Here is a 20,527-nt window from a genome sequence, read left to right as displayed (position 1 = left end):
GGTCCGCGCTACCTCCTTCGCACGTCCGGCATCCTGGTTCCACCCCTGTGGCTCCCTCACCACGATGCCTGGAAGGGTTGCAGGCGGCTGCGGGGGATACGCCATCGCCTCTCCCCGGCACATTGGTCGATAGAGGGCGGTCAGGAGATCTTGATCATGATCTGGGCACGGCGGTTCGACGGCTCGCGCACGTTCGGACCGGTTGGGACCATCAGCTGATTTTCGCCGACGCCTTCGATCGTGATGATGTTGGCCGGTGTGCCGTGCCTGATCAACGCCTGCCGCACCGCCTCGGCCCGGCGAAGCGAGAGCTTCTGGTTGTAGGACGGCGCACCCGAGGTATCGGTGTGGCCGATCACCTGGATGCGGACGGCACGGGCCCGGCTGGCGCCCTCGGCGGCATCGCCTATGATCTTGTCGGAATTCGGCGTGATGACCGCCTTGTCCCAGTCGAAGAACACCTGATACTCGCTCTGCGGCTGGGCGGCCATCGGCGGGGCCGACGGGGCCGGGGCCGCGACCGGCGTGACCCGCTCCGGCCCGCCGAAGGTGTAGCGCAGGCCGGCCAGGATGGTATGGTTGCGGTACTCGCCCTTCGAGGTCACCGGCCCCAGCTCGAACTCCGGATCGACCGTGGCGAAATAGCGGTAGTCGAGCGTCAGCGCGACATTGTCGTTGATCGCATAGGACGCGCCGATGATACCCTGGTAGGCGAAGACCCAGTCGCGGTCGCTGGCGCCGTTCAGCGACTGCTTCACGCCGGCGATACCGGCGCCGGCGCCGATGTAGGGGGTGATCGGCAGGCCGATGTTGATGTCGTACAGCAGGTTGCCCATGAAGGCGACCGAGCTCATCCTACCGCCCAGGTTGTTCAGGGCGGGGGTGGCGCTGCTGGTGCCGTCGACGCTGTTGCGCCACCGCCAGGCGGCCTCCAGCTCGGCGCGCAGGCCCATCGCGGTGGCGTAGCCGACCGACAGGTCGCCGATGCCGCCGATCTTGAATTCCTCCTTCAGGCCCAGGCCCGGAGCCGGATAGCTGCCGAGATCGGCATCCTCGGTCCAGTTCACGCCGGCCCCCGCGCCGACATAGAAGCCTTCCGTACCGGCAAAGGCAGCGGTCGGGATGGCCAGCGAAGGAAGGGCGGCGGTCAGTGCCGTGCCCAGCAAAATCCCACGCATCGTCATGTTGTTGTTCCCATCGTTGACGGCGTTGGTCGATCGGGACATCCCGGCCTGCGGCGAAATGCGTGACAGAACGGGCTCCGGCCCCGACAATGGATACGGATTCGCGGCTTCCAATCCTGCTGCCGCAGGCCCATTTCCCCTGTTGCAGATTTGCCTCAGCCGGCTTAGGGGCGTTTCCTTCCGCGATAACAATAGCTTGGACAGACAGCGCGATGCCTTCTACCCCGGACGGTTCGGTCGACTACCCCCTCTGCACCACCCCGGAGCCCGGCGGTTGGCAGGAGGTGACGCCAGGTGTGCTGTGGATCCGGCTGTCACTTCCCTTCCAGCTCGACCACATCAATGTCTGGGCCCTGGACGGTGGTGCTGCGGGCTGGACACTTGTCGATTGCGGGCTGGGCGATCCGCGCAGCCGCGCGGTGTGGGAGGTGCTGCTGCGCGATGCGCTGGGCGGGCGGCCGGTGGAGCGGGTGGTGGTCACCCATTTCCACCCCGACCATATCGGCGCCGCAGGCTGGCTGGTGGAGCGGACCGGCGCCGGCTTCGCCACCTCGCTGACCGAATGGCTGTTTGCCCGCACCCTGTCGGCCGGCGGCGACGAGGCCACCGAAGCCGTCGTCGAGGAATTCTACCGTCGCTGCGGGTTGGACGAGGACGCGCTGCAATCGCTGCTCGCCCGCAAGGGCGCCTACAGCCGTGGCGTCCCCACGGTACCGGCGACGCTGACCCGGTTGCGGGCCGGCGACCGGTTGCCGGTGGGCGACCGCCAATGGACGGTGATCGGCGGCAGCGGCCACACGGCGGAACCGGTCAGCCTGTACCGCCCGGCGGACGGCGACGGCCCGGGCCTGCTGATCTCCGGCGACCAGATCCTGCCGCGGATCAGCCCGAACATCAGTGTGTGGCCGTCGGAACCCGATGCCGATCCGCTGGCCGACTACCTTGCCAGCCTTCAGGGGTGGAACGCCCTGCCGGCCGACACGCTGGTCCTGCCTTCCCATGGTCAACCCTTCCGCGGCCTGCATCGGCGCGCGGAGGAACTGGCGTTACACCATGTGGAACGGCTGACGGAGATCGAGGCCCTGTGTGCGGAACCCCGGACCGCCGCGGCGGTGACGCGGGCGCTGTTTCCGCGCCCGCTCGACCCGCAACAGATGCTCTTTGCCGTGGGCGAGGCGGTGGCGCACCTCAACCACCTGATCCGCAAGGGGCGGCTGGAACGTATCGCCGGGCCGGCCTGCGGGTCGGCTTCGGTACCGTCGGCCGACCTCTACCGCCTGACGGCGATCACTCGGTGACGATCTCGAACTCATGGGGATCGAGCAGGGTCGCCACCGACAGGGTCTTCAGCGTCTTCGGATCGTCGGTGCGTTTCATCTGGGCATGCTGGGTGCCCATACCGTCCTTGCGGATGGCAATCACCTCCCAATAGCCGCCGCTGGGGGACAGCTTGCGATAAATCTGTCCTTCGACCACCTCGCGCTTTCTGCGCATTCCCGTTCTCCAAAACCCGTCCCGAACCGGCGACCGTCACGGCCGCCGCGAAGGGCGCCATTGAAGCACAAAACCCCCCTGCCGTGGCGAGTGTCCGTTCGGTGACCCTTTACCGATGCCGCATTTGCTTTGCCGCGTTGCAGCACGTCCGGGGCACCCCCGATGACCCTTTGCCGCAGGGCGCATTCAGAGTGGAACAAAAGTCGCGGCTGTGGGTTCATAGCGGTCATGAATACCGATCTCGACGTGCTTGTCTTCGCGACCCGCCTGGTTGATGAACTGGGCGAAACCGCGATTCGCATGAGCCGCGTTCGTCTTGTCGAACTCACGGCCGCCAATCACACCCGCGCCGCCGCCTTCTGGCGGGATGTGATGCGTACCTGCGAACGACTGCTGACGGAGCGGTCGGGCCGGCGTCTGGCGACTGGGCTCTCTTCCCCAAGCTTTGCCGCGGCACAGCCGGCCGTGGTCCAGCATCGCGTCGCCCATGTTCCCCGACCTATTCCCTGACCGGCGCCTCCGGGTCTGCACCCGACCTTCATGAAAAGGAAAAAGGGCCGGCACTGACGTGCCGACCCCTTTTTTACGGAACGCGGGTGCGTTTCGCTTACTTCACTTCGGCGTACTGGCCGTTGTGCCACTTGTACCAGACATAGGCCGGGCTGGTGACGTCGCCCTTGGCGTCGAACCCGATCTTGCCGATGACGGTGTCGTAGCTGCCCTTGCGCAGGACGTCGGCAACCTTGGCAACGTCGGTCGACTTGGCCTGGTTCACCGCGTTCGCCCAGATCTGGAGCGCCGCGTAGGTGTACAGGGTGTAGCCTTCCGGCTCGTAACCGGCCTTGCGGAACTTCTCCACGACGGCCTTGGCGTCCGGCTTCTCGCGCGGATCCGGACCGAAGGTCATCATGGTGTCCTCGCCGGCATCGCCGGTGATGGCCCAGTACTCGTTGGTCACCAGCGCGTCGCCCGACACGATGATGGCCTTAAGGCCCTGGTCCTTCATCTGGCGGGCGATCAGGCCGGCCTCGGTGTGGTAGCCACCGATGTAGACCGCGTCGACGTTCGCCTGCTTCAGCTTGGAGACCAGAGCGGAATAGTCCTTCTCACCGGCCGTATAGGCTTCGTAGATGGCTTCCTTCTGGCCGCCGGCGTTCAAAGCCTTCTGCGTCTCGTCGGCCAGACCCTTACCGTAGGCCGACTTGTCGTGCAGGATGGCGATGTTCTTGCCCTTGAACTTGTCCAGCAGATACTTGCCGGCGATCAGGCCCTGCTGGTCGTCGCGGCCGCAAACGCGGAAGACGTTCTTCAGGCCCTGCTCGGTCAGCTTCGGGTTGGTCGAAGCCGGGGAGATCTGCATCATCCCTTCCTCGGCATAGACCTGGCTGGCCGGGATCGACGAACCCGAGCAGAAGTGACCGGCCACGAACTTCACACCGGCCTTGGCCAGCTGGTTGGCGACGGCCACGGCCTGCTTGGGATCGCAGGCGTCGTCACCGACTTCCAGCTTCAGCTTCTGGCCCAGAACACCACCGGCGGCATTGATGTCCGCAACAGCCTGCTCCATGCCCTTCTTCATCTGCTCGCCGAAGGTGGCGTACTGGCCGGTGATCGGGCCGGCGGTGGCCACCGCGATGTCGGCCTTGGCGGCCGTTGCGGAGAGCGCGGTCGCCGCGATCGCGGCGAGAAGGGACAGCTTGAATTTCATGGGTGTGCTTGCTCCCTGTTCTGTGAGTGGTCCCTGTTGCAACATACCCCCGGCCCTTTCGGGCCTTGCCGCCGGGTCCCCTCCGGCGGGTCTCAGAATACCATACCCCAAGTGGCGCACAGTGCGACAGTTTCGCGGGCACCAATCAGCCGTACGGTCTAATTCCTTAAGCCTGGTCGGTAGTCCCGGTGCGCTCCCGCCAGGCGAACGGCCCAGCGCGCTCGTAGAGCCAGGGATACTGGTTGACCATGCGGCGCGCGATGGCGATGCGGTGTGCGGTCAGCGTGATGAGGCCGATCACCACCGTGTGGACGATGAAGCCCCACACGGACAGCAGCTGTTCACCGAACAGGCCCCAGGCCAGGAAGCGGTCGCCAACCCCCAGCAGCAGCGAGTAGGCCAGCACGCTGGAGACCGGCTTCCACCCCTCGGCCAGCGTCTGTCCGGTCAGCACCCCGCAGCCGCCGAACACCAGAACCGTCAGGAACACGAACACCGGAAGCGAAGAGCCAAGGATCGTTTCCATCTCAGTGGCCCCCTTCCAGATAGGCAGACCGCACCTCCGGGTCGGCCAGAAGCTGCGCCCCCGTCCCCGTCATCGTGATCTTCCCCGTCACCATCACATAGGCCCGGTGCGCCAGCTTCAGCGCATGGAAGGCGTTCTGCTCCACCATGAACACCGTCATCTTCTGTTCCCGGTTGATCTCCTGGATCACCTGGAAGATCTGCTTCACGATCAGCGGCGCCAGACCCAGGCTGGGCTCGTCCAGCAGCAGAAGCCGCGGCTGGCTCATCAGCGCACGCCCGATCGCCAGCATCTGCTGCTCGCCGCCCGACATCGTCCCGGCGCGCTGGTTGATGCGCTCCTTCAGACGCGGGAACAGCGTCAGAACCCGCTCCAACTCGCGCTCGAAGCTGCCGGGCTGGGCCACGATCGAGCCCATCTGCAAATTCTCCAGAACCGTCATGCGCGGGAAGATGCGCCGGCCTTCCGGAGACTGCGCGATGCCGCGCCGCACGATCTCGTGGGTCGGCAGGTCGGTGATGTCCTCGCCCTCGAAGAACACCCGGCCCTGCCGCGCCCGCGGGCTGCCGCAGATCGTCATCAGCAGCGTCGACTTGCCCGCCCCGTTGGCGCCGATCAGCGAGACGATCTCGCCGGCGCCGATCTCGATGTCGATGCCCTTCAGCGCCTCGATGGCGCCGTAGAAGGTGTGGACGCCCGATACCTTCAGCATGGATCAGGCTCCCTTCTGCGCGGCTTGCGAGCCGGCATTCTGCGGCATGTGCAGGTCGGCGGCGACCTCCGGCGGCAGCGCCTCGTCCTCGTCCTCGCCGAGATAGGCGCGGATCACCGCCGGGTCGTTCTTCACATGCTCCGGATCGCCGTCGGAAATCTTCCGGCCATAGTCCAGCACCACAACATGGTCGGAAATGCGCATCACCACGCTCATGTCATGCTCGATCAGCAACACGCCGGTCCGGTGGCCCTGCGGCGTCTGCACGTCACGGATGAAGGTCAGGATCTCGGCCAGCTCCCCCGACTCGCGCGGGTTCAGGCCGGCCGCCGGTTCGTCCAGGCACAGCAGCACCGGCTCGGTGCACATCGCCCGCGCGATCTCCAGCCGGCGCTGGGCGCCATAGGGCAGGTTGCCGGCTTCCCAGTCGGCGAACTCGGTCAGGCGGACCCGGTCCAGCCAGTATTTCGCCAGCTCAACCGCCTCATGCTCGGCCTTGCGGAAGCCGGGCAGGCCGAGCAGCCCGGCGATGGCGAAGCCCGACGCCCGCATCAGCTTGTTGTGCTGGGCGACGATCAGGTTCTCCAGCACGCTCATCCCGCCGAACAGCCGGATGTTCTGGAAGGTGCGCGCCACCCCCGCCAGCTGGGCGATGCGGTAGCCCGGCATGCGCTCCAGCAGGAACTCCTTGCCGGCGGGGTGGCGCAGCGTCAGCCGCCCCACCGTCGGCGTGTAGAAGCCGGTGACGCAGTTGAACAGCGTCGTCTTGCCGGCGCCGTTCGGGCCGATCAGCGCGGTGATCTCGCCCGCCCGCGCCTCGAACGACACGTCGTTGTTCGCCACCAGGCCGCCGAAGCGCATGGTCAGGTGTTCGACGCTCAGCAAAGGCTTGTCGGTATTCATCGTCGCGACGCTCATTTGGCGGCTCCCGTCGCGGCGGCTTTCTTGCCGCCATGCAGGAGGATGGTCGGGTCGCGGTGGGCCAGCAGGCCGCGCGGACGCCACAGCATGATCACCACCATGCCGGCGCCGAAGGCCAGCATGCGGTAGTCGGCCAGCTCGCGGAACGCTTCCGGCAGGCCGATCACCAGCAGCGTGGCCACCACCACGCCGATCTGGCTGCCCATGCCGCCCAGCACCACGATGGCCAGGATGATCGCCGACTCGATGAAGGTGAAGCTCTCCGGGCTGATGAAGCCCTGGCGCGTCGCGAAGAAGGACCCGGCGAAGCCGCCGAACATCGCCGCGATGGCGAAGGCCGCCAGCTTCATGTTGGTGCGGTTGATGCCGAGCGACGCACAGGCGATGTCGTCCTCGCGCAGAGCCTCCCAGGCCCGGCCCAGCGGCAGCTTGCGCACGCGCAGCGTGAACAGGTTCACCACCAGCGCCAGCGCCAGGATGAGGTAGTAGAGGAAGATGATGCGGTGGAGCGGCGAGAACTCCAGCCCGAACAGCTCGTGGAAGGCGGCCATGCCCTCGGCCGGCGTGCGGCTGAAGTCGGCGATGCCGAAGAAGCTCGGGCGCGGGATGCCGGAGATGCCGTTGGGGCCGCCGGTGAACTGGTACCAGTTGACCAGGATGATGCGGATGATCTCGCCGAAGCCCAAGGTCACGATGGCGAAATAGTCGCCGCGCAGCCGCAGCACCGGGAAGCCCAGCAGCACGCCCGAGCAGGCGGCCAGCAGGCCCGCCAGCGGCAGGCAGAGCCAGAAGCTGAGCCCGAAGTAATGGGCGAGCAGCGCGTAGCTGTAGGCGCCGACGGCGTAGAAGGCGACATAGCCGAGATCGAGCAGGCCGGCGAGGCCCACCACGATGTTCAGGCCCCAGCCCAGCATGATGTAGGTCAGCAGCAGGATGCCGATGTCCAGGATCATGCGGTCGGCCAGCGGGGTCAGCGGCAGCACCGCGGCGAAGGCGACGGCGACCGGGCCGATGTAGCGGCTGGCGTGCTGCACCTTGGCGGCGACGCGGTCCATGCGCTTGTCGCGGTCGGCCTGGGACAGCTTGGAGCGGCCGGTGGCCACCGTCATGGCGGCGCGCAGCGCGATGACGCCGCCGCCCAGCACCAGCACCAGGCGCAGCACCTGGGTCGGCATCGGCAGCACCAGCCCGACGCCGGCGCAGACCAGCGCCAGGATCAGCACCGGCAGCGCCATGCCCTGGCGGATCAGCCCGAGCCCGAGCCGGCCGAGGAAGACCAGCAGCAGCGAGGCGATGACCTCCTCCGGCCGGGCCTCGATGCCGAGGCCGGTGGGGCGGTCCACCGTGCGCAGGCCCACCAGCGGCACGGTCAGCAGCAATGCCACGAAGGCGGCGAGGCCGGCGTCCTTGACGGTGGCGGCCCAGTCGACGCCGGGGCGCTTGCCGTTGATGTGGTAATGGGGGTGCGACGGCGCGTGGGAAGGGGTGGTCATGGCGCTTACACCTTCTCGATCTCGGGCCGGCCGAGCAGGCCGGTGGGCCGGAAGATCAGGACGAGGACGAGGATGGAGAAGGTGGCGACGTCCTTCCATTCGGAGCCGACATAGCCCGACCAGAAGGCCTCGATCAGGCCGATGACGACGCCGCCGAGCATGGCGCCGGGCAGCGAGCCGACGCCGCCGAGCACGGCGGCGGTGAAGCTTTTCACGCCGGCCAGGAAGCCGATGTAGAAGTCGATGACGCCATAGATCAGCAGCACCATCATGCCGGCGACGGCGGCCAGCGCGGCGCCCATGACGAAGGTCAGCGAGATGACGCGGTCGACGTTGACGCCGAGCAGCCCGGCCATCTTCTTGTCCTGCTCGCACGCCCGCTGGGCGCGGCCCAGCGAGGTGCGGTTGATCAGCATGGTGAAGCCGACCATCAGGACCAGGGTGATGATGATGGTGGCGAGGCGGACGTAGCTGACGGAGACGGCGCCGTCCATCAGGGTGAGGTTGCCGGGCAGGATGGGCTGCAGCGGCTTGGAGCGGGCGCCCTGGAGGATCTGGATGTAGTTCTGCAGGAAGATCGACATGCCGATGGCGGAGATCAGCGGCGCCAGCCGCGGCGAGGAGCGCAGCGGCCGGTAGGCGATGCGCTCCACCGTCCAGCCATAGACGCTGGTGAACAGCATGGAGGCGAGCAGCATGATCAGCAGCGCCAAGGGCACCCAGGTGATGCCCAGCGCGCCGATGGCAAGGAAGGTGATCAGCGCCACGAAGGACCCGATCATGTAAATCTCGCCATGGGCGAAGTTGATCATGCCGATGATGCCGTACACCATCGTGTAGCCAATCGCGATCAGGCCGTAAATCGCACCAAGCGACAGCCCGTTGATCAATTGCTGAAGAAAATAGTCCATATCCTCATCCCACCTTCAGCGCGGCGCAAAGGCAGGGTGCGGCGGCACGGGCACACTCGGCACACCGGTCTCGCAACAGCAGCCCCCCTGTCTGGTGCACTCTGTCTGGTGCAGCCCGTCCAGTCACCAAACGGAATGCCGTATCATCCGGAGTTCCGTCTATTGGTCTGACGGACCATGGTTTTTCCTGTTCGGAGGCGGTTCCTGCGATCCGGCCGGGCCGGCTCACGGGTGCCCCTCCTGACCTTTTCGGTAGTACCAGCCTGACGGATTTTTGCAAGACAGATTTGTGCTGCCCGCATGCGTCGCCGCCAAGGCCAAAGGCTGAAAATGCGAAACGCCCCACCGGCGATTGCCGGCAGGGCGTTCTGCAACACGATGCAGACGGTCGGAACGTCAGCGGACGGTGACGGACTGCGTGGCCGGGGCGGCCGCGACCTTCTGCTTCGGCTTGGCCGGAGCGGCGGCCTTGGCCGGCTTCGCCTTGGCGGTCGTCGCCTTCGGCGTCGCTGCCGGAGCCGGCGCGGCCGAGGCGACGGCGATGACCGGGTCCGGATTGCTGACCACCTTGACGTCGCAGAGCGGGCGGCTCGCCAGATGCATCAGGCCGGCGCCCTTCTCGTCACTGGTCAGGGTGCGCAGGTCGTCCGCAGTCAGATCCTTGGCGGCGACCGAGCGGTCGACGAAATTGGCGCAATATTGCGGGATGCCGATGGTGGCGGCACGGCGGCTGATCTCGTTCGCCAGCTCCGTCCGGAACATGTCGAACTGGCGGGTGGCGTTGCCGCCGGCGCCCGAACGCTTGTAGTAGCTGATCAGCGACGCTTCCGAGCTGGACAGGAGGGCCCGGTTCTTGACCGAAAAGTCCTGGTACAGGTCGAAGGGCTTCTTCTCCGGGACGACCGTACGGCAGGTCAGGCCGATCACCATCATCTCGGTGTGCATGCGCATCAGCTGCTCGGCCGCATGTTCGGCGCGGTTGTAGCAGGCGGGCGCGGCCGGAGCGCTCGACTTCGCCGGGCGAGCCGCCTTGGCAGCGGCCGGCTTCGCGGGCTCCTTGGTGGCAGCGCCGGCGGACGCCGGCAGGGCGAGCAGCGCGCCGAGGACGGCGGCGCCGGTCAGGGCTTTGAGAGAATGGCGGAGGGCGGCGCGCTGGCGACTCATCAGGGGCTCCGGTGGCGCGGTACAATAGGACGGGGTCGGGCGGAGATCGGCATCGCCCGACAGTCGGCGACCTTCTACCCGAACGCCGTGACGGGTCAATGGGATTTGGCCGCTGCTTGCGTTTTGTCCCATCGACGCGGCGAGGAAGCAACGCGAATCTGCCGACAGATACGGTCGTCGGTTCGAACAGCGCCCATCCGGCCATGGTCGCCGTCCGTCGCTGGACGGAAGGGGGGCTGCGACGCTATGGATGGGCACAGGACAGTTGGATGGATGACAGGGCATGGCAGCCACCGGATCGCAATCGGCCGGAACGGAAACCGGAACAGGGTATGGAAGCGGGTACCGCATCGGCATCGACCTGGGTGGCACCAAGACCGAGGGTATTCTGCTCGACCGAAACGGCAACCAGCTGGCGCGCCACAGAGTTCCCACGCTGAAAGGCGATTACGACGGCAGCGTCAGGACGATCCGCGATCTGGTCGCCCGGCTGGAGGCGGAAATCCCCGCCGGCGGCAAGGCGACGGTGGGCTTGGGCATTCCCGGCGCCATCTCTCCCGCCACCGGGCTGGTGAAGAACGCCAATTCCACATGGCTGATCGGCCGCGACTTCACGCGCGATCTGACCCAGGCGCTCGCCCGGCCGGTGCGGATCGAGAATGACGCCAACTGCCTTGCGGTGTCGGAGGCGACCGACGGCGCCGGGGCCGGCTGCGGTGTGGTGTTCGCGGCGATCCTCGGCACCGGCTGCGGGGCGGGGATCGTCGTTCACGGCCGGGTGCTGGGCGGACGCAACGCCATCGCCGGGGAGTGGGGTCACAACCCGTTGCCCTGGCCGACCGAAGGCGAGCGGCCGGGGCCGGCCTGCTACTGCGGCAAGCATGGTTGCCTGGAAAATTACGTGTCGGGGCCGGCGGTGGCGGCCGACCATTTCGCGGCGACCGGAGAGAAGCTGGACACCGCGACGATCCTGACCCGCGCCGTCGATCCGTCCGGCGATGCCGGATGCAAGGCGACGGCGGACCGGCTGGTCGGCCGGCTGGCCCGCGGACTGGCGGCGGTCGCCAATCTGCTGGACCCCGACGTCATCGTGCTGGGCGGCGGCCTGTCGAACGCGGATCTGCTGTACGAGCGGCTGCCGGCGGCGATGCAGCCCTGGGCCTTCAGCGACCGGCTGGACACACCGGTGCGCCGCGCCCGCCACGGAGATTCCAGTGGCGTGCGCGGTGCTGCGTGGCTGTGGCGGCCGGGAGAAATGCCGCCGGAAACATCAGCCGGCTAAGCCGTCTCAGTCGCGGCGCGCTGTCCGCGGGACCGGCGGAGCGTCGGCACTCTGCGGCGCCGCCATCACACGCTTGGCGGCGGCAGGGTCGACCGGCGGCGTCAGCGAATGGGACGCGGAATAATGCTTGTCCGTCCGCTTCACGTCGGTGCCGTAGCGCACCATGCCGGCCCGGTCCGGTCCGGCCTTCGTCGCCCCCCAGTGGGACGGCGCCGGGCCGGGCAGCGGCTGGGCCTGATCCAGGTTGCGCAGGAGCGGACCGGTCGGAACCATCTGGTCGTACACCCAGGGCGCATACTCCTGCTTCTGGGCGTAAGCCGGCAGCGACAGCGTCGTCACCGCCAGCGCGGCGGTGAATGCGGAGACGGCGATCTTGGCGGGGACGGCAACGCGGGTCATCGAACAGGCACCTTTCGTCCGGGAAAACGGATCGGAAGGGGCAGTCGACCGCAAAGCCCCCGTGGCGTCCAATGCGGAGGCGCATTACCCACCCCGGTCGCCGCATCGCCAAGGGAGGCATAGGCCCCACCTTACGATACGGCACCGGGTTTAGGTCAGGGGGCCGGCAGGCGGTAGAGTGTCAGGTGCAGACGCTTGCCGGTGTTGTAATTGAAGCCCGACAACTCGGCCAACGGCAGGGGCGTGGCCGTGCCCAGGCTGTCGAGGAAGGCCGGCGCCTCCCGGTCCTCCACCAGCGCGAGAGCGCAGGAACGGTCGGCCATCAGATGCGCGGCGGCCCCGGCGCCGTGGACCAGCTTGGTCGGCGTGCCGAGCAGGAAAACCAGGCTCGGTTCCGAATAGCCGGCGGTGGCCACCACGCTGTCAGGGCAAAGCCGGGCCTGGGCCACCGCACGGGCGGCCTGCCGGCTGACCCACACGCCGTCGATGTTCGGCAGCACGGCGGCATAGGTTCCGGCATAGAGGATCGCCGCGGCTCCCACCCCGGCGGCGAGCCCGGTCCGTCGCTCTCCCCGCAGCAGCGAGCGCAGGGACAGGGCGAAGAGGCCGCCCACCACCGGCACCAGCGCCACCCCGACCGGATCGATCCGGTGATCGACCAGCCAGGGGATCACCGCCACCGCCAAGGTCAGGGCGCCGAAGCCGATCACGCCCAGCGCGACAGCAACGGTGACCAGCCAGCGGCGCGGCCGTTCCCGGCTGCGGTCGAAGCCGTCGATCAGGGCGGCGGCGGCGAGAGCGGCGATGGCCGGGAAGACCGGGAGGGTGTAGTGCAGCAGCTTCGTCGGCACCGCCTCGAACACCAACCAGCTCGGGACGATCCAGGCGATGCAGAAGCGCACGGCGTCCAAACGGCGCCGCGCCCACATCCAGGGAACCGCCAGCAGGGCCAGCAGCGACCAGGGGGCGAAGGTCACCCAGAAGGTGCCGAGATAATAGCCGGGCGGCAGTCCCTTGCCCTCTTGCCCGCCCGACACCTTGCCCAGCATGTCGTGGCCGACGGATTCGGCGAAGAAGGCGCCCTTGCTCTTGATGGCGATGGCGATCAGCCAGGGGGCGGCGATCGCGACGACGATGCCGAGACCGGCCAGAGGCTTCAGCCGCCTCACCCACGCCGCCTCGCGGTCCCACAGCGCCAGAACCAGGGCGGTGCTGCCGGACACCAGCAGGACCATCGGCCCCTTCACCAGCACGCCGATGCCGGCGGCGATCCAGAAGACCAGCGGCGCCGTCCAGGCTGCCCGCCCGACGGGAGCAGGCTCGCGGCGGCGGAGATAGAGGTGGGCAAGCACCGCCTGCCCGATCACCACGGTGGCGAGCAGCACGGCGTCGGTCTTGGCCATCCGCGCTTCGACCCCCAGCACGACGCAGGAGGCCATCATCAGTCCGGCGATGAAGCCGGCCGGTCCGCTGAAAAGCCGCGCCGCTGTCCAGGCGCTGGCGAGAACGGCGAGGATGGCGCCGAGGAAAGAGGGGATGCGGTAGGTCCAGATGACCTTGTCGGCGCCGACCGGAATGCCGCGGACGGCATCGGCAACGGCGGTCGCGGCAGTTTGCAGCCAGTAGATGCCGACCGGCTTCTTGTAGCGGGTCTCGTCCTGGAAGCGGATGTCGACATAGTTGCCGCTGTCCAGCATCTGCGAGGATGCCTGGGCAAAGCGGGCCTCGTCCCGGTCGAAGGGCGGCAGGACAGTGAAGCCCGGCAGGAACAGCGCCGCGGCGATCACCGCCAGCAACGCATAGGCCCAGATCGGCAGGCTGTTCCGCTGGCCGTTCCGCTGGGAGGACGAGGGCGCTGCGGTCACGGCTTGCTCGGCACCGCGTCGCCGGTGGCCTGCGTCTTCTTGTGCGACCAGACGAAATAGACGTTGCGGGCGTAGATCACCAGACCCATGCCCTGCCCCAGCATGAACACCGGGTCGAAGCGGTAAAAGGCGTAGGCGAACAGCAGGACGCCGCCACCCAGCGAGAAGTACCAGAACATCTCCGGCACCACGCTGCGGCGCGCCTTTTCGCTGGCGATCCACTGCACGATGAAGCGCATGGTGAACATCAGCTGGGCGAAGAAGCCGATGCCGACCCAGATCAGGTCGGTGGTGCTTTGTCCCTGGAACCACGCTGCGGCGCGTTCAATCATCGTAGAATCCTGTCCCGACCGGGTCGCTAAAGGTCAATCAGAGGCGTTCGGAGACCGCGGACAGCTTCGTCCGCCGCTTCAGCCAGTAAACGCCCAGCAGATCGACCACGCCGATCAGCCCGCGCCGCCAGTTGTTGTATTTTGACACGCCGCGTTCGCGCGGGCGATGGTTCACCGGAACATAGGCCACCGGGTGGCCATGCGCGCGGAACAGCGCCGGCAGGAAACGGTGCATCGCCCCGAAGAAGGGCAGATCGAGGAAGGCGTCGCGGCGGAACAGCTTCAGCCCGCAGCCGCTGTCGGTGCAGCCGTCCTGCAGGAAGGACTGGCGCACCGCGTTGGCGACCTTGGAGGCCCAACGCTTCGACAGCGTGTCCTGCCGCTTCTTGCGCAGGCCGCCGACCAGCACCGGCGCACCGGCCTCGCCCGTCGACACCAGCGCGAACAGCGTCGGGATGTCGGCCGGGTCGTTCTGGCCGTCACCGTCCAGTGTCACCACGAACTCGCCGCGCGCCGCCTTGACGCCGCTGCGCACCGCGGCACTCTGGCCGGAGCGCTGGACATGGCGCAGCACGCGCAGCCGGCCGGCATCGACCGCCGGGGCAAGGCGCGCCTGGGTATCGTCGTCCGACTGGTCGTCGACGAAGATGACCTCGAAACCGCCGACCGGAGTCAGTGCCCGCTCGATCTCTTCGAGCAGCGGCAGCACGTTCTCGGCCTCGTTGAAAACGGGGACAACGACCGACAGCCGCACCGGCTGGCCGTTCTCCGGATAAATGCTCACGGTTTGCCATCCCATTCGCCAAACGGGCGGCAAATTACTCTCGCAGCGCGGCGAACGGTAGAGGAAAAGGATGAGGCGGAAGCGGGGCAGATCTCCACTTCCGTCTCATCCGGTTTCAGAACGGCCGGATCACCCCTTCTGACCGCCGGCCGCGGGAGCAAGCGGAAGCGGGACATAGCGCAGATCGCCGCCGCGGCTGACCAGCATCAGCAGGGTCTTGCGCCCCTGTTCCTTCGCCTTGGCGATGCGGCTTTCCAGATCCGCGGGGGTCGCCACCGGTTCCTGCCCGGCCTCGACGATGACGTCGCCGAGGTCGAGCCCGCGCTGCGACGCCGGGCTGTCGCGGTCGACCTCCGTCACCACCAGCCCGTCGACATCGTCGCCGATGGAGAAGGTCTCACGCAGGCCGGGGGTCAGCGGAGCCAGCTTCAGACCCAACGCAGACTTGCTCTCCTCCGGCTGGGCGGAGCGCGGCGCGCCACTCGATCCCGACATCGCCAGCTGCTGCGGCTCGTCGCGCAATTCGCCGACGGTGACCTGGACCGACTGCGCCTTGCCGCCGCGCAGCAGGGTCAACGGCACGGTGCGGCCGATCTCGGTGGAGGCGACGAGACGGGGGAGCTGGCGCATCTGCTCCAGCGGGCCGCCGTTGAAGGCCGTGATGACGTCGCCCTGGCGCAGGCCGGCAGACGCCGCCGGGCTGCCGGGCGAAACGCTGGTGACCAGAGCCCCGCCGGTGCCGTCCACGCCCAGGCTTTCGGCGATGTCCGGCGTCACCCGCTGGACCTGGACGCCCAGCCAGCCGCGCCGAACCTTCCCGTCCTCCTTCAACTGGTCGATGATCGGCTTTGCCAGCGAGGACGGAATGGCGAAGCCGATACCGACCGACCCGCCGGTCGGCGAATAGATGGCGGTGTTGATGCCGATCACCCCGCCGTTGGCGTCATAGAGCGGTCCGCCGGAATTGCCGCGGTTGATGGCAGCGTCGGTCTGCAGATACTCGTCATAGGGGCCCTGCTGGATATCGCGGGCGCGGGCCGACAGGATGCCGGCCGTCACCGAGCCGCCGAGGCCAAAGGGATTGCCGATGGCGACCACCCAGTCGCCGACCTCCACCGTCTCGCTGTCGCCCCAATGGGCGGCGGTCAGCGGCTTTGCACTCTCGACCTTCAGCAGGGCGAGATCAGTCGGCGCATCGGATCCCAGCAGCTTGGCCGGCAGCTTGGTGCCGTCATGCAGGGTAACGGCGATCTCGGCCGCGTCGGAGACGACATGGTTGTTGGTGACGATCAGACCCGACGGATCAATGATGAAGCCGGAGCCGAGCGCCATGCTCGGCAGGCCCTGTGGACCACCATTTTGCGGACCACCGCCCCGGGGACCGCCATTCGGCCCGCTTTCCTGGGAGCCGCCGCCCTGCCCACCCTGCCCACCCTGCCCGCCCCGCTGCCGGTTGCGGAATTCGCGGAAGAACTCCTCCAGCGGCGAGCCGGGCGGGATGTCCATTCCCTCCGGCAGACGGCCGCCGCCGGCCGAGGCCTGGGGCGCCTGGGTGCTGGAAATGTTGACCACCGTGTCGATCTGCGTCCGGGCAAGGTCGCGGAAGGACGGCGGCGAGTAGGTCCTGCTCGCCCCCGGCGGCGCCCCGACGGCGGCCGCATCCTGTGCGGCGGCCGGCCCCACGGGAAGAACCGGCAGCAGCATCGCACCGGACAGCAACGCGCACAGCGCCGCGGCCGGAAGGCGTCGGAAGATCGGGTACGAACGCGGCACGGACGCATGCGGCATGGACGGTCTCCGCGAAAACGGTTGGGCGGGAACAAAGGGCCTGCGGCCCCGACCTGGGCTGCTTTCTCAAACTGAAAACACCGAACCCCCCGTCCGGGGTCCATCGCACCTTTCAAAACTGCGGCGGTCTGCGGATGGATGCCGGCCGCGGATTTGTGCCACCGGGGGTTTACGATCACCGCCGGTTTTTAAAAGCGCGGGTTTCCACCAAGCCTCGTAACGCGGTGTGACACCGGACACAAAATCACGATTCCGTGCAAAGTTATGCTGGCATTTTCGAGAAGAGTTTCCGATAGTCATCCGTACCGAAAACATCGCCCGCCAGCGTGAAGCCTCGATGCTGCTGACGCACGCGCCCGCGTGGTCCCGCGTCGGAAGCGTGCGGTCCGGGTGGACATGCTGACGAATGACTGAAAATTCACTTTGGCAACCGAGCGATATAATGAACGCAGAAACCGGGAGCGAACCGGAGTCTCCCAAGAAGCGTGGGCGCATTCCGCAGTCGGCGTGGCCCCAAATTCTTGATCGCTACCGCAGCGGTGCAACCCTTTCGGCGATCGCGCGCGAATTCGAATGCACCCCCAGCGCCATCTCCTACATCATCAAGAAGGCGGAGGCCGCCAGCGGCCAGGGCGATGCCGCCTCTGGTGAAGGAACGCAGGATGACGTGCAGACCGCCGACGCCTCCGGTTCTTCCGCAGCATCGGAACCGGCTGGCGAGGCGGCCGCTCCGGTGATTGCCGCGGCGCCGGTCGAAGCACCGGCCGCCACTCCCGCTGCGGAGCCTGAGGTTCCGGCAGAACCGCGCCGCACTGTGGGCCGCACCGGCCGCGCGACGCTGACCCGCGCACCGCGGGCGGAATCGGCGGCCGATCAGGCTCCGGCGGAAGCTCCGGCCGCCGCTCCCACGCCGGCTCCGACGGAAACGCTCCGCCTGAACCGCCCGGACCCCACGCCGGCCCCGGCTCCCGCGCCGACTCCCGCCGCAGTGCCGGCGCCGGCCACTGCGGAGGCCCCGCGCGCTCCCGGCCAGCCGACTCCGCCGGTGGATGCGGTGGAAGGCCGGCTGCGCGACACCGCCAAGGCCTGCATTTCCGCCTATCGCGGTTGGCGTCAGCAGCCGAGCGAGGCGACGATCCAGGCCCTGTCCGATACCGTCCATGAACTGCGCAAGGCCCTGGCCCGCGTTGAAATCGACATGTCGGCCAGCCGTCGCGAAGAGCAGGCGATCCGCCCGATCCCGATCCCCGCGCACCGCGCCTCACGCCGCCCGAACTGAACGGGCTTTTGAAAAGGGGTTTGAAAACACTCCTTGCAAAACCTCCGTCCCCTGTGGGGCGGAGGTTTTTTGTTGCCGTGCCTCCCTGTCATTCTCCGCATGAAAGGGGCTTGACGCCCCCCTATCGAAAGGCTACTCCTCTGCGCCCCGATGGAAGGGTGGCCGAGTGGTTAAAGGCAGCAGACTGTAAATCTGCCCGCGTTAGCGTACGCTGGTTCGAATCCAGCCCCTTCCACCATCTCCTCACAGTCGATGCACGGAATTACAGCTCGTTCGGCAGAGAGATGTGCCCAACGGTGTAGAGTTGCATCGTCTCCCTCACCAACTCCGGCAGATTGGGCCAGAGGGTGAATTTCACCATCATCCATTTCGTTGGATCGAACGCAGCGACGGCGGCCAGCGCGCCGGCCGCGATTGCCGACTTCGCCTCCGCGACGGCACTGTCCCGTTGCGACGCCAGATCCGAATAGGGCGCGATCGGCACCGTCTCGCGGGCGGCGAATGTGGCCGCTGCCAGATTCGCCGTCAGCTCCACATGGCGAACCAGCCATGTCTGCACCGACGGCCAGCCGAAATCGCGCGACACCGCCGCAAAGCCGGGACTGGAAAGAAAAGCGTCGATCCCTTCCGGCTCATCCCACAGATAAAAGGGCGCATAGAGGTTTTCGCCACTGGCGAAGCCGGCATCCTGCTTTCTTGCGGCGAGATAGGCTTTGAAACGCAGGTGTGGAAAGCCATCGAGCAGCGGCCCCCTGTCACGAATGCGGCGATCGATGATCGACATGTCGTAATCGGCAGGCAGCACCAAGCTGTATTGCATAGCGATCATCGGGAAAAATCCTCCTGTTCGACAGCCTCCATCCAATGGACGGCGGTGCCGCCCCGGACTGGTTGGACGCTGATGTAACTGAATGGGCTGGACGGTGCCGCACCATGCCAATGGCGCTCGCCGGGCGCGAACCAGACGGCGTCGCCCGCGCGGACCTCGACCGGCTCGCCGTCGGCGCGCTGAACGAGGCCGACGCCATCGAGCACGAACAGAAGCTGTCCGGAGGGATGGCTGTGCCAGTGGGTCACGACACCCGGCGGGATGAAAGCGCGCATCGCCGTCATTTCACCCTCGGCCCGGCTCGACAGCAGCATCTGGACGAGGAAGGAACCATTGGCGATTCCCTCGGGTGCAGCGGCAATGTCCTCGCCGGCACGTCGGACGGTCATGGACGGCGGGCAGGACGGCTGCATCTCGAAATAACCGGTCATCGGCGGTCCTCCTCCACCGACAGGCCGGCGGACTGGCCGGCTGCGAAAGACCAGTCCTCGAAGGTCGAATTGGCGATCGCCACCATCACGTCCTCCGGACGGACGCCCGGAGCCGCCGCGAGATTTTCGACCAGCCGCCGAAAGAATCGGGCTTTGGTTTCCGCCGATCGCGCCTTTCCCGTGGTGATGTGGAAGAAAATGTAGTCGTCCGAACGGGGACCGCCGCGATAGGTGCGGTCGAAAATCAGTTCTCCCGGCTGGTGCTGGTGGATTGCGGCGAAGCGGTCGTTTTCCGGCACATCGAAGCAATCAACCAGCGCCCGGTCGAGGGCGCTGGACACTGCCGCGAGATAGTCCGGGGATTTGCCCGCAAGCAAGGAAATCCGGGTGAAGGGCATGCTGTGCCGCTCCTGTGAAAGCGATTGACAGGGGGCAGTATGGCGCGCCACGATCATCCTGATAATCGGATTATTCAGTATTTATAATCCTGCTTTTCAGGACTTTCCGATGCGCTTGACCAACCTCGACATGGATGCGCTGCGCAGCTTCGTCGCCGGCATCGACGCCGGGTCCTTTGCCCAGGCCGCCAACCGCCTGGGACGATCGACGTCGGCGGTCAGCGCACAGCTCAAGAAGCTGGAAGATCAGGCCGGAACGGCGCTTGTGCGCAAATCGGGCCGCGGATTGGCGCTCACCGATGGCGGCGAAGTGCTGCTGTCCTATGCCAGACGCCTGCTGAACCTGAATGACGAGGCGGTGAGCGCCATCCGCGGGGTGGAGCTGGAGGGATGGATCCGTCTCGGGATTCAGGAGGATTTCGGCGAGACCGTGCTGCCGGAGGTGCTCGGCCGCTTCGCCCGTGCCCATCCCAGGGTCCGGATCGAGGGACGCATCGCCCGCAACAGCGAACTGTGCGAAAAAGTCGCGTCCGGCCGCCTCGATCTGGCGCTGGCCTGGGATGACGACACCGCGTCGGCTGGCGAAAGGATCGCATCTTTGCCGCTGTGCTGGCTGAGCGCAACGGCGGAGGAGCCGATCTGGCGGCCCGACGGAAACGAGCCGTTACCGCTTGCGGCTTTGGAGGCGCCGTGTCTCCTGCGCACCATCGCCTGCGACCATCTCGACCGGCAGGGCATTGCCTGGCGCATCGCCTTCATCAGCCCGAGCCTCGGCGGCCTGTGGGCGGCGACGGCGGCGGGCCTCGGCATCGCCTTGCGCACGCCGATGGGGCGGCCGCCAACCGTGCGCGCGCTCGATCCTGTGGCCCATGGCTTGCCGCCGCTGCCATCGCTCGGCCTCAGGCTTCTTCGATCGGACAAGGGAGCGAACCCGATCTGCGATCATCTCGCGACGATCATCCGGCAGGCGTTGCAGGAAACACTGCCGACAGACTGGATGACTCGACCGCAGAACGCCGACTGAAAC

At 67.3% G+C, this 20,527-nt stretch carries 22 protein-coding genes and 1 tRNA gene; 6 read left to right on the top strand and 17 right to left on the bottom strand.

The window, feature by feature from the left end; genetic code table 11:
* Window positions 1-140: 140 nt before the first annotated feature.
* A complete protein-coding gene (locus E6C72_RS29380; protein WP_247876133.1) occupies window positions 141-1,226 on the bottom strand; it encodes an OmpA family protein in 1,086 nt (361 codons plus the stop codon).
* Between the two features lie 170 nt (window positions 1,227-1,396).
* On the opposite strand from E6C72_RS29380, the gene E6C72_RS29375 reads away from it, so the two are divergent.
* Window positions 1,397-2,482: an MBL fold metallo-hydrolase gene (locus tag E6C72_RS29375; RefSeq protein ID WP_109865185.1), complete on the top strand. Its 1,086-nt coding sequence runs from the start codon at window positions 1,397-1,399 to the stop codon at window positions 2,480-2,482.
* Here the strand turns inward: E6C72_RS29375 and E6C72_RS29370 are convergent.
* Window positions 2,472-2,678, bottom strand: a complete 207-nt coding sequence (locus tag E6C72_RS29370; RefSeq protein ID WP_042696427.1) for a hypothetical protein — start codon at window positions 2,676-2,678, stop codon at window positions 2,472-2,474. The two genes, E6C72_RS29375 and E6C72_RS29370, sit on opposite strands and share 11 nt — an antisense overlap.
* 228 nt (window positions 2,679-2,906) lie before the next feature.
* Here E6C72_RS29370 and E6C72_RS29365 point away from each other — a divergent pair, with 228 nt between their 5' ends.
* Window positions 2,907-3,188 carry a hypothetical protein gene (locus E6C72_RS29365; protein WP_109865186.1) on the top strand — a complete coding sequence of 94 codons (282 nt, stop codon included), beginning with the start codon at window positions 2,907-2,909 and terminating at the stop codon, window positions 3,186-3,188.
* A 97-nt stretch (window positions 3,189-3,285) separates the two neighbouring features.
* On the opposite strand, the gene E6C72_RS29360 is transcribed toward E6C72_RS29365, so the two are convergent.
* From E6C72_RS29360 to E6C72_RS29330, 7 genes are all read right to left on the bottom strand, one after another.
* Window positions 3,286-4,386, bottom strand: coding sequence for a branched-chain amino acid ABC transporter substrate-binding protein (locus E6C72_RS29360; RefSeq protein WP_109865187.1), 1,101 nt, complete (start codon window positions 4,384-4,386; stop codon window positions 3,286-3,288).
* Window positions 4,387-4,552: 166 nt separating this feature from the next.
* Entirely contained in the window at window positions 4,553-4,912 is a 360-nt protein-coding gene (locus E6C72_RS29355) for a DUF6867 family protein (protein WP_136700870.1), read from the bottom strand.
* A 1-nt stretch (window position 4,913) separates the two neighbouring features.
* The gene (locus tag E6C72_RS29350; protein ID WP_012978041.1) at window positions 4,914-5,624 is read right to left on the bottom strand and encodes an ABC transporter ATP-binding protein; all 711 of its coding nucleotides are present in this window, start codon (window positions 5,622-5,624) and stop codon (window positions 4,914-4,916) included.
* Window positions 5,625-5,627: 3 nt separating this feature from the next.
* Window positions 5,628-6,542, bottom strand: a complete 915-nt coding sequence (locus E6C72_RS29345; RefSeq protein WP_247876159.1) for an ABC transporter ATP-binding protein — start codon at window positions 6,540-6,542, stop codon at window positions 5,628-5,630.
* A complete protein-coding gene (gene livM / locus E6C72_RS29340; RefSeq protein WP_109865421.1) occupies window positions 6,539-8,038 on the bottom strand; it encodes a high-affinity branched-chain amino acid ABC transporter permease LivM in 1,500 nt (499 codons plus the stop codon). Before livM ends, E6C72_RS29345 begins: the two co-directional genes overlap by 4 nt.
* 5 nt (window positions 8,039-8,043) lie before the next feature.
* Window positions 8,044-8,949 (bottom strand): branched-chain amino acid ABC transporter permease LivH, encoded by a 906-nt coding sequence (locus tag E6C72_RS29335; protein WP_109865420.1) that lies wholly within the window; start codon window positions 8,947-8,949, stop codon window positions 8,044-8,046.
* Between the two features lie 396 nt (window positions 8,950-9,345).
* Window positions 9,346-10,113, bottom strand: coding sequence for a hypothetical protein (locus tag E6C72_RS29330; RefSeq protein WP_247875522.1), 768 nt, complete (start codon window positions 10,111-10,113; stop codon window positions 9,346-9,348).
* 283 nt (window positions 10,114-10,396) lie between these two features.
* Between E6C72_RS29330 and E6C72_RS29325 the strand changes: the two genes are divergently transcribed.
* Window positions 10,397-11,395 carry an ROK family protein gene (locus tag E6C72_RS29325; RefSeq protein ID WP_109084642.1) on the top strand — a complete coding sequence of 333 codons (999 nt, stop codon included), beginning with the start codon at window positions 10,397-10,399 and terminating at the stop codon, window positions 11,393-11,395.
* A 6-nt stretch (window positions 11,396-11,401) separates the two neighbouring features.
* Here E6C72_RS29325 and E6C72_RS29320 read toward each other — a convergent pair whose 3' ends face one another.
* The 5 genes from E6C72_RS29320 to E6C72_RS29300 all read right to left on the bottom strand — a co-directional run bounded on the left by E6C72_RS29320 (window position 11,402) and on the right by E6C72_RS29300 (window position 16,563).
* Window positions 11,402-11,794 (bottom strand): hypothetical protein, encoded by a 393-nt coding sequence (locus tag E6C72_RS29320; RefSeq protein WP_109084641.1) that lies wholly within the window; start codon window positions 11,792-11,794, stop codon window positions 11,402-11,404.
* A gap of 155 nt (window positions 11,795-11,949) precedes the next feature.
* Window positions 11,950-13,659 carry a glycosyltransferase family 39 protein gene (locus E6C72_RS29315; protein WP_109084640.1) on the bottom strand — a complete coding sequence of 570 codons (1,710 nt, stop codon included), beginning with the start codon at window positions 13,657-13,659 and terminating at the stop codon, window positions 11,950-11,952.
* On the bottom strand, window positions 13,656-13,991 hold the full coding sequence (locus E6C72_RS29310) for a lipid-A-disaccharide synthase N-terminal domain-containing protein (RefSeq protein WP_109084639.1): 336 nt from the start codon (window positions 13,989-13,991) through the stop codon (window positions 13,656-13,658). Before E6C72_RS29310 ends, E6C72_RS29315 begins: the two co-directional genes overlap by 4 nt.
* 37 nt (window positions 13,992-14,028) lie before the next feature.
* On the bottom strand, window positions 14,029-14,790 hold the full coding sequence (locus E6C72_RS29305) for a glycosyltransferase family 2 protein (protein ID WP_109084638.1): 762 nt from the start codon (window positions 14,788-14,790) through the stop codon (window positions 14,029-14,031).
* Window positions 14,791-14,904: 114 nt separating this feature from the next.
* On the bottom strand, window positions 14,905-16,563 hold the full coding sequence (locus E6C72_RS29300) for a DegQ family serine endoprotease (protein WP_109084637.1): 1,659 nt from the start codon (window positions 16,561-16,563) through the stop codon (window positions 14,905-14,907).
* A gap of 442 nt (window positions 16,564-17,005) precedes the next feature.
* Here E6C72_RS29300 and E6C72_RS31920 point away from each other — a divergent pair, with 442 nt between their 5' ends.
* Both E6C72_RS31920 and E6C72_RS29285 read left to right on the top strand, forming a co-directional pair.
* Window positions 17,006-17,842, top strand: a complete 837-nt coding sequence (locus E6C72_RS31920; RefSeq protein ID WP_158280124.1) for a hypothetical protein — start codon at window positions 17,006-17,008, stop codon at window positions 17,840-17,842.
* Window positions 17,843-17,994: 152 nt separating this feature from the next.
* Window positions 17,995-18,080, top strand: a tRNA-Tyr gene (locus E6C72_RS29285).
* A 24-nt stretch (window positions 18,081-18,104) separates the two neighbouring features.
* Here E6C72_RS29285 and E6C72_RS29280 read toward each other — a convergent pair.
* From E6C72_RS29280 to E6C72_RS29270, 3 genes are read right to left on the bottom strand one after another with little or no spacing between them, the layout of a single operon-like run.
* Window positions 18,105-18,671 (bottom strand): DUF4865 family protein, encoded by a 567-nt coding sequence (locus tag E6C72_RS29280; protein ID WP_109865079.1) that lies wholly within the window; start codon window positions 18,669-18,671, stop codon window positions 18,105-18,107.
* Window positions 18,668-19,102: a cupin domain-containing protein gene (locus E6C72_RS29275; protein WP_109865078.1), complete on the bottom strand. Its 435-nt coding sequence runs from the start codon at window positions 19,100-19,102 to the stop codon at window positions 18,668-18,670. Before E6C72_RS29275 ends, E6C72_RS29280 begins: the two co-directional genes overlap by 4 nt.
* Window positions 19,099-19,557: a tautomerase family protein gene (locus E6C72_RS29270; protein WP_247876120.1), complete on the bottom strand. Its 459-nt coding sequence runs from the start codon at window positions 19,555-19,557 to the stop codon at window positions 19,099-19,101. Before E6C72_RS29270 ends, E6C72_RS29275 begins: the two co-directional genes overlap by 4 nt.
* 73 nt (window positions 19,558-19,630) lie before the next feature.
* Here E6C72_RS29270 and E6C72_RS29265 point away from each other — a divergent pair, with 73 nt between their 5' ends.
* Complete coding sequence (locus E6C72_RS29265; RefSeq protein WP_247882183.1) at window positions 19,631-20,524, top strand: LysR substrate-binding domain-containing protein; 894 nt, start codon at window positions 19,631-19,633, stop codon at window positions 20,522-20,524.
* Window positions 20,525-20,527: the final 3 nt, after the last annotated feature.

The organism is Azospirillum sp. TSH100 (assembly GCF_004923295.1).
Taxonomy (GTDB): Bacteria; Pseudomonadota; Alphaproteobacteria; order Azospirillales; family Azospirillaceae; genus Azospirillum.
The sequence above is the reverse complement of the archived record's forward strand: the minus strand, read 5'-3'. Positions and strand labels throughout refer to the sequence as shown.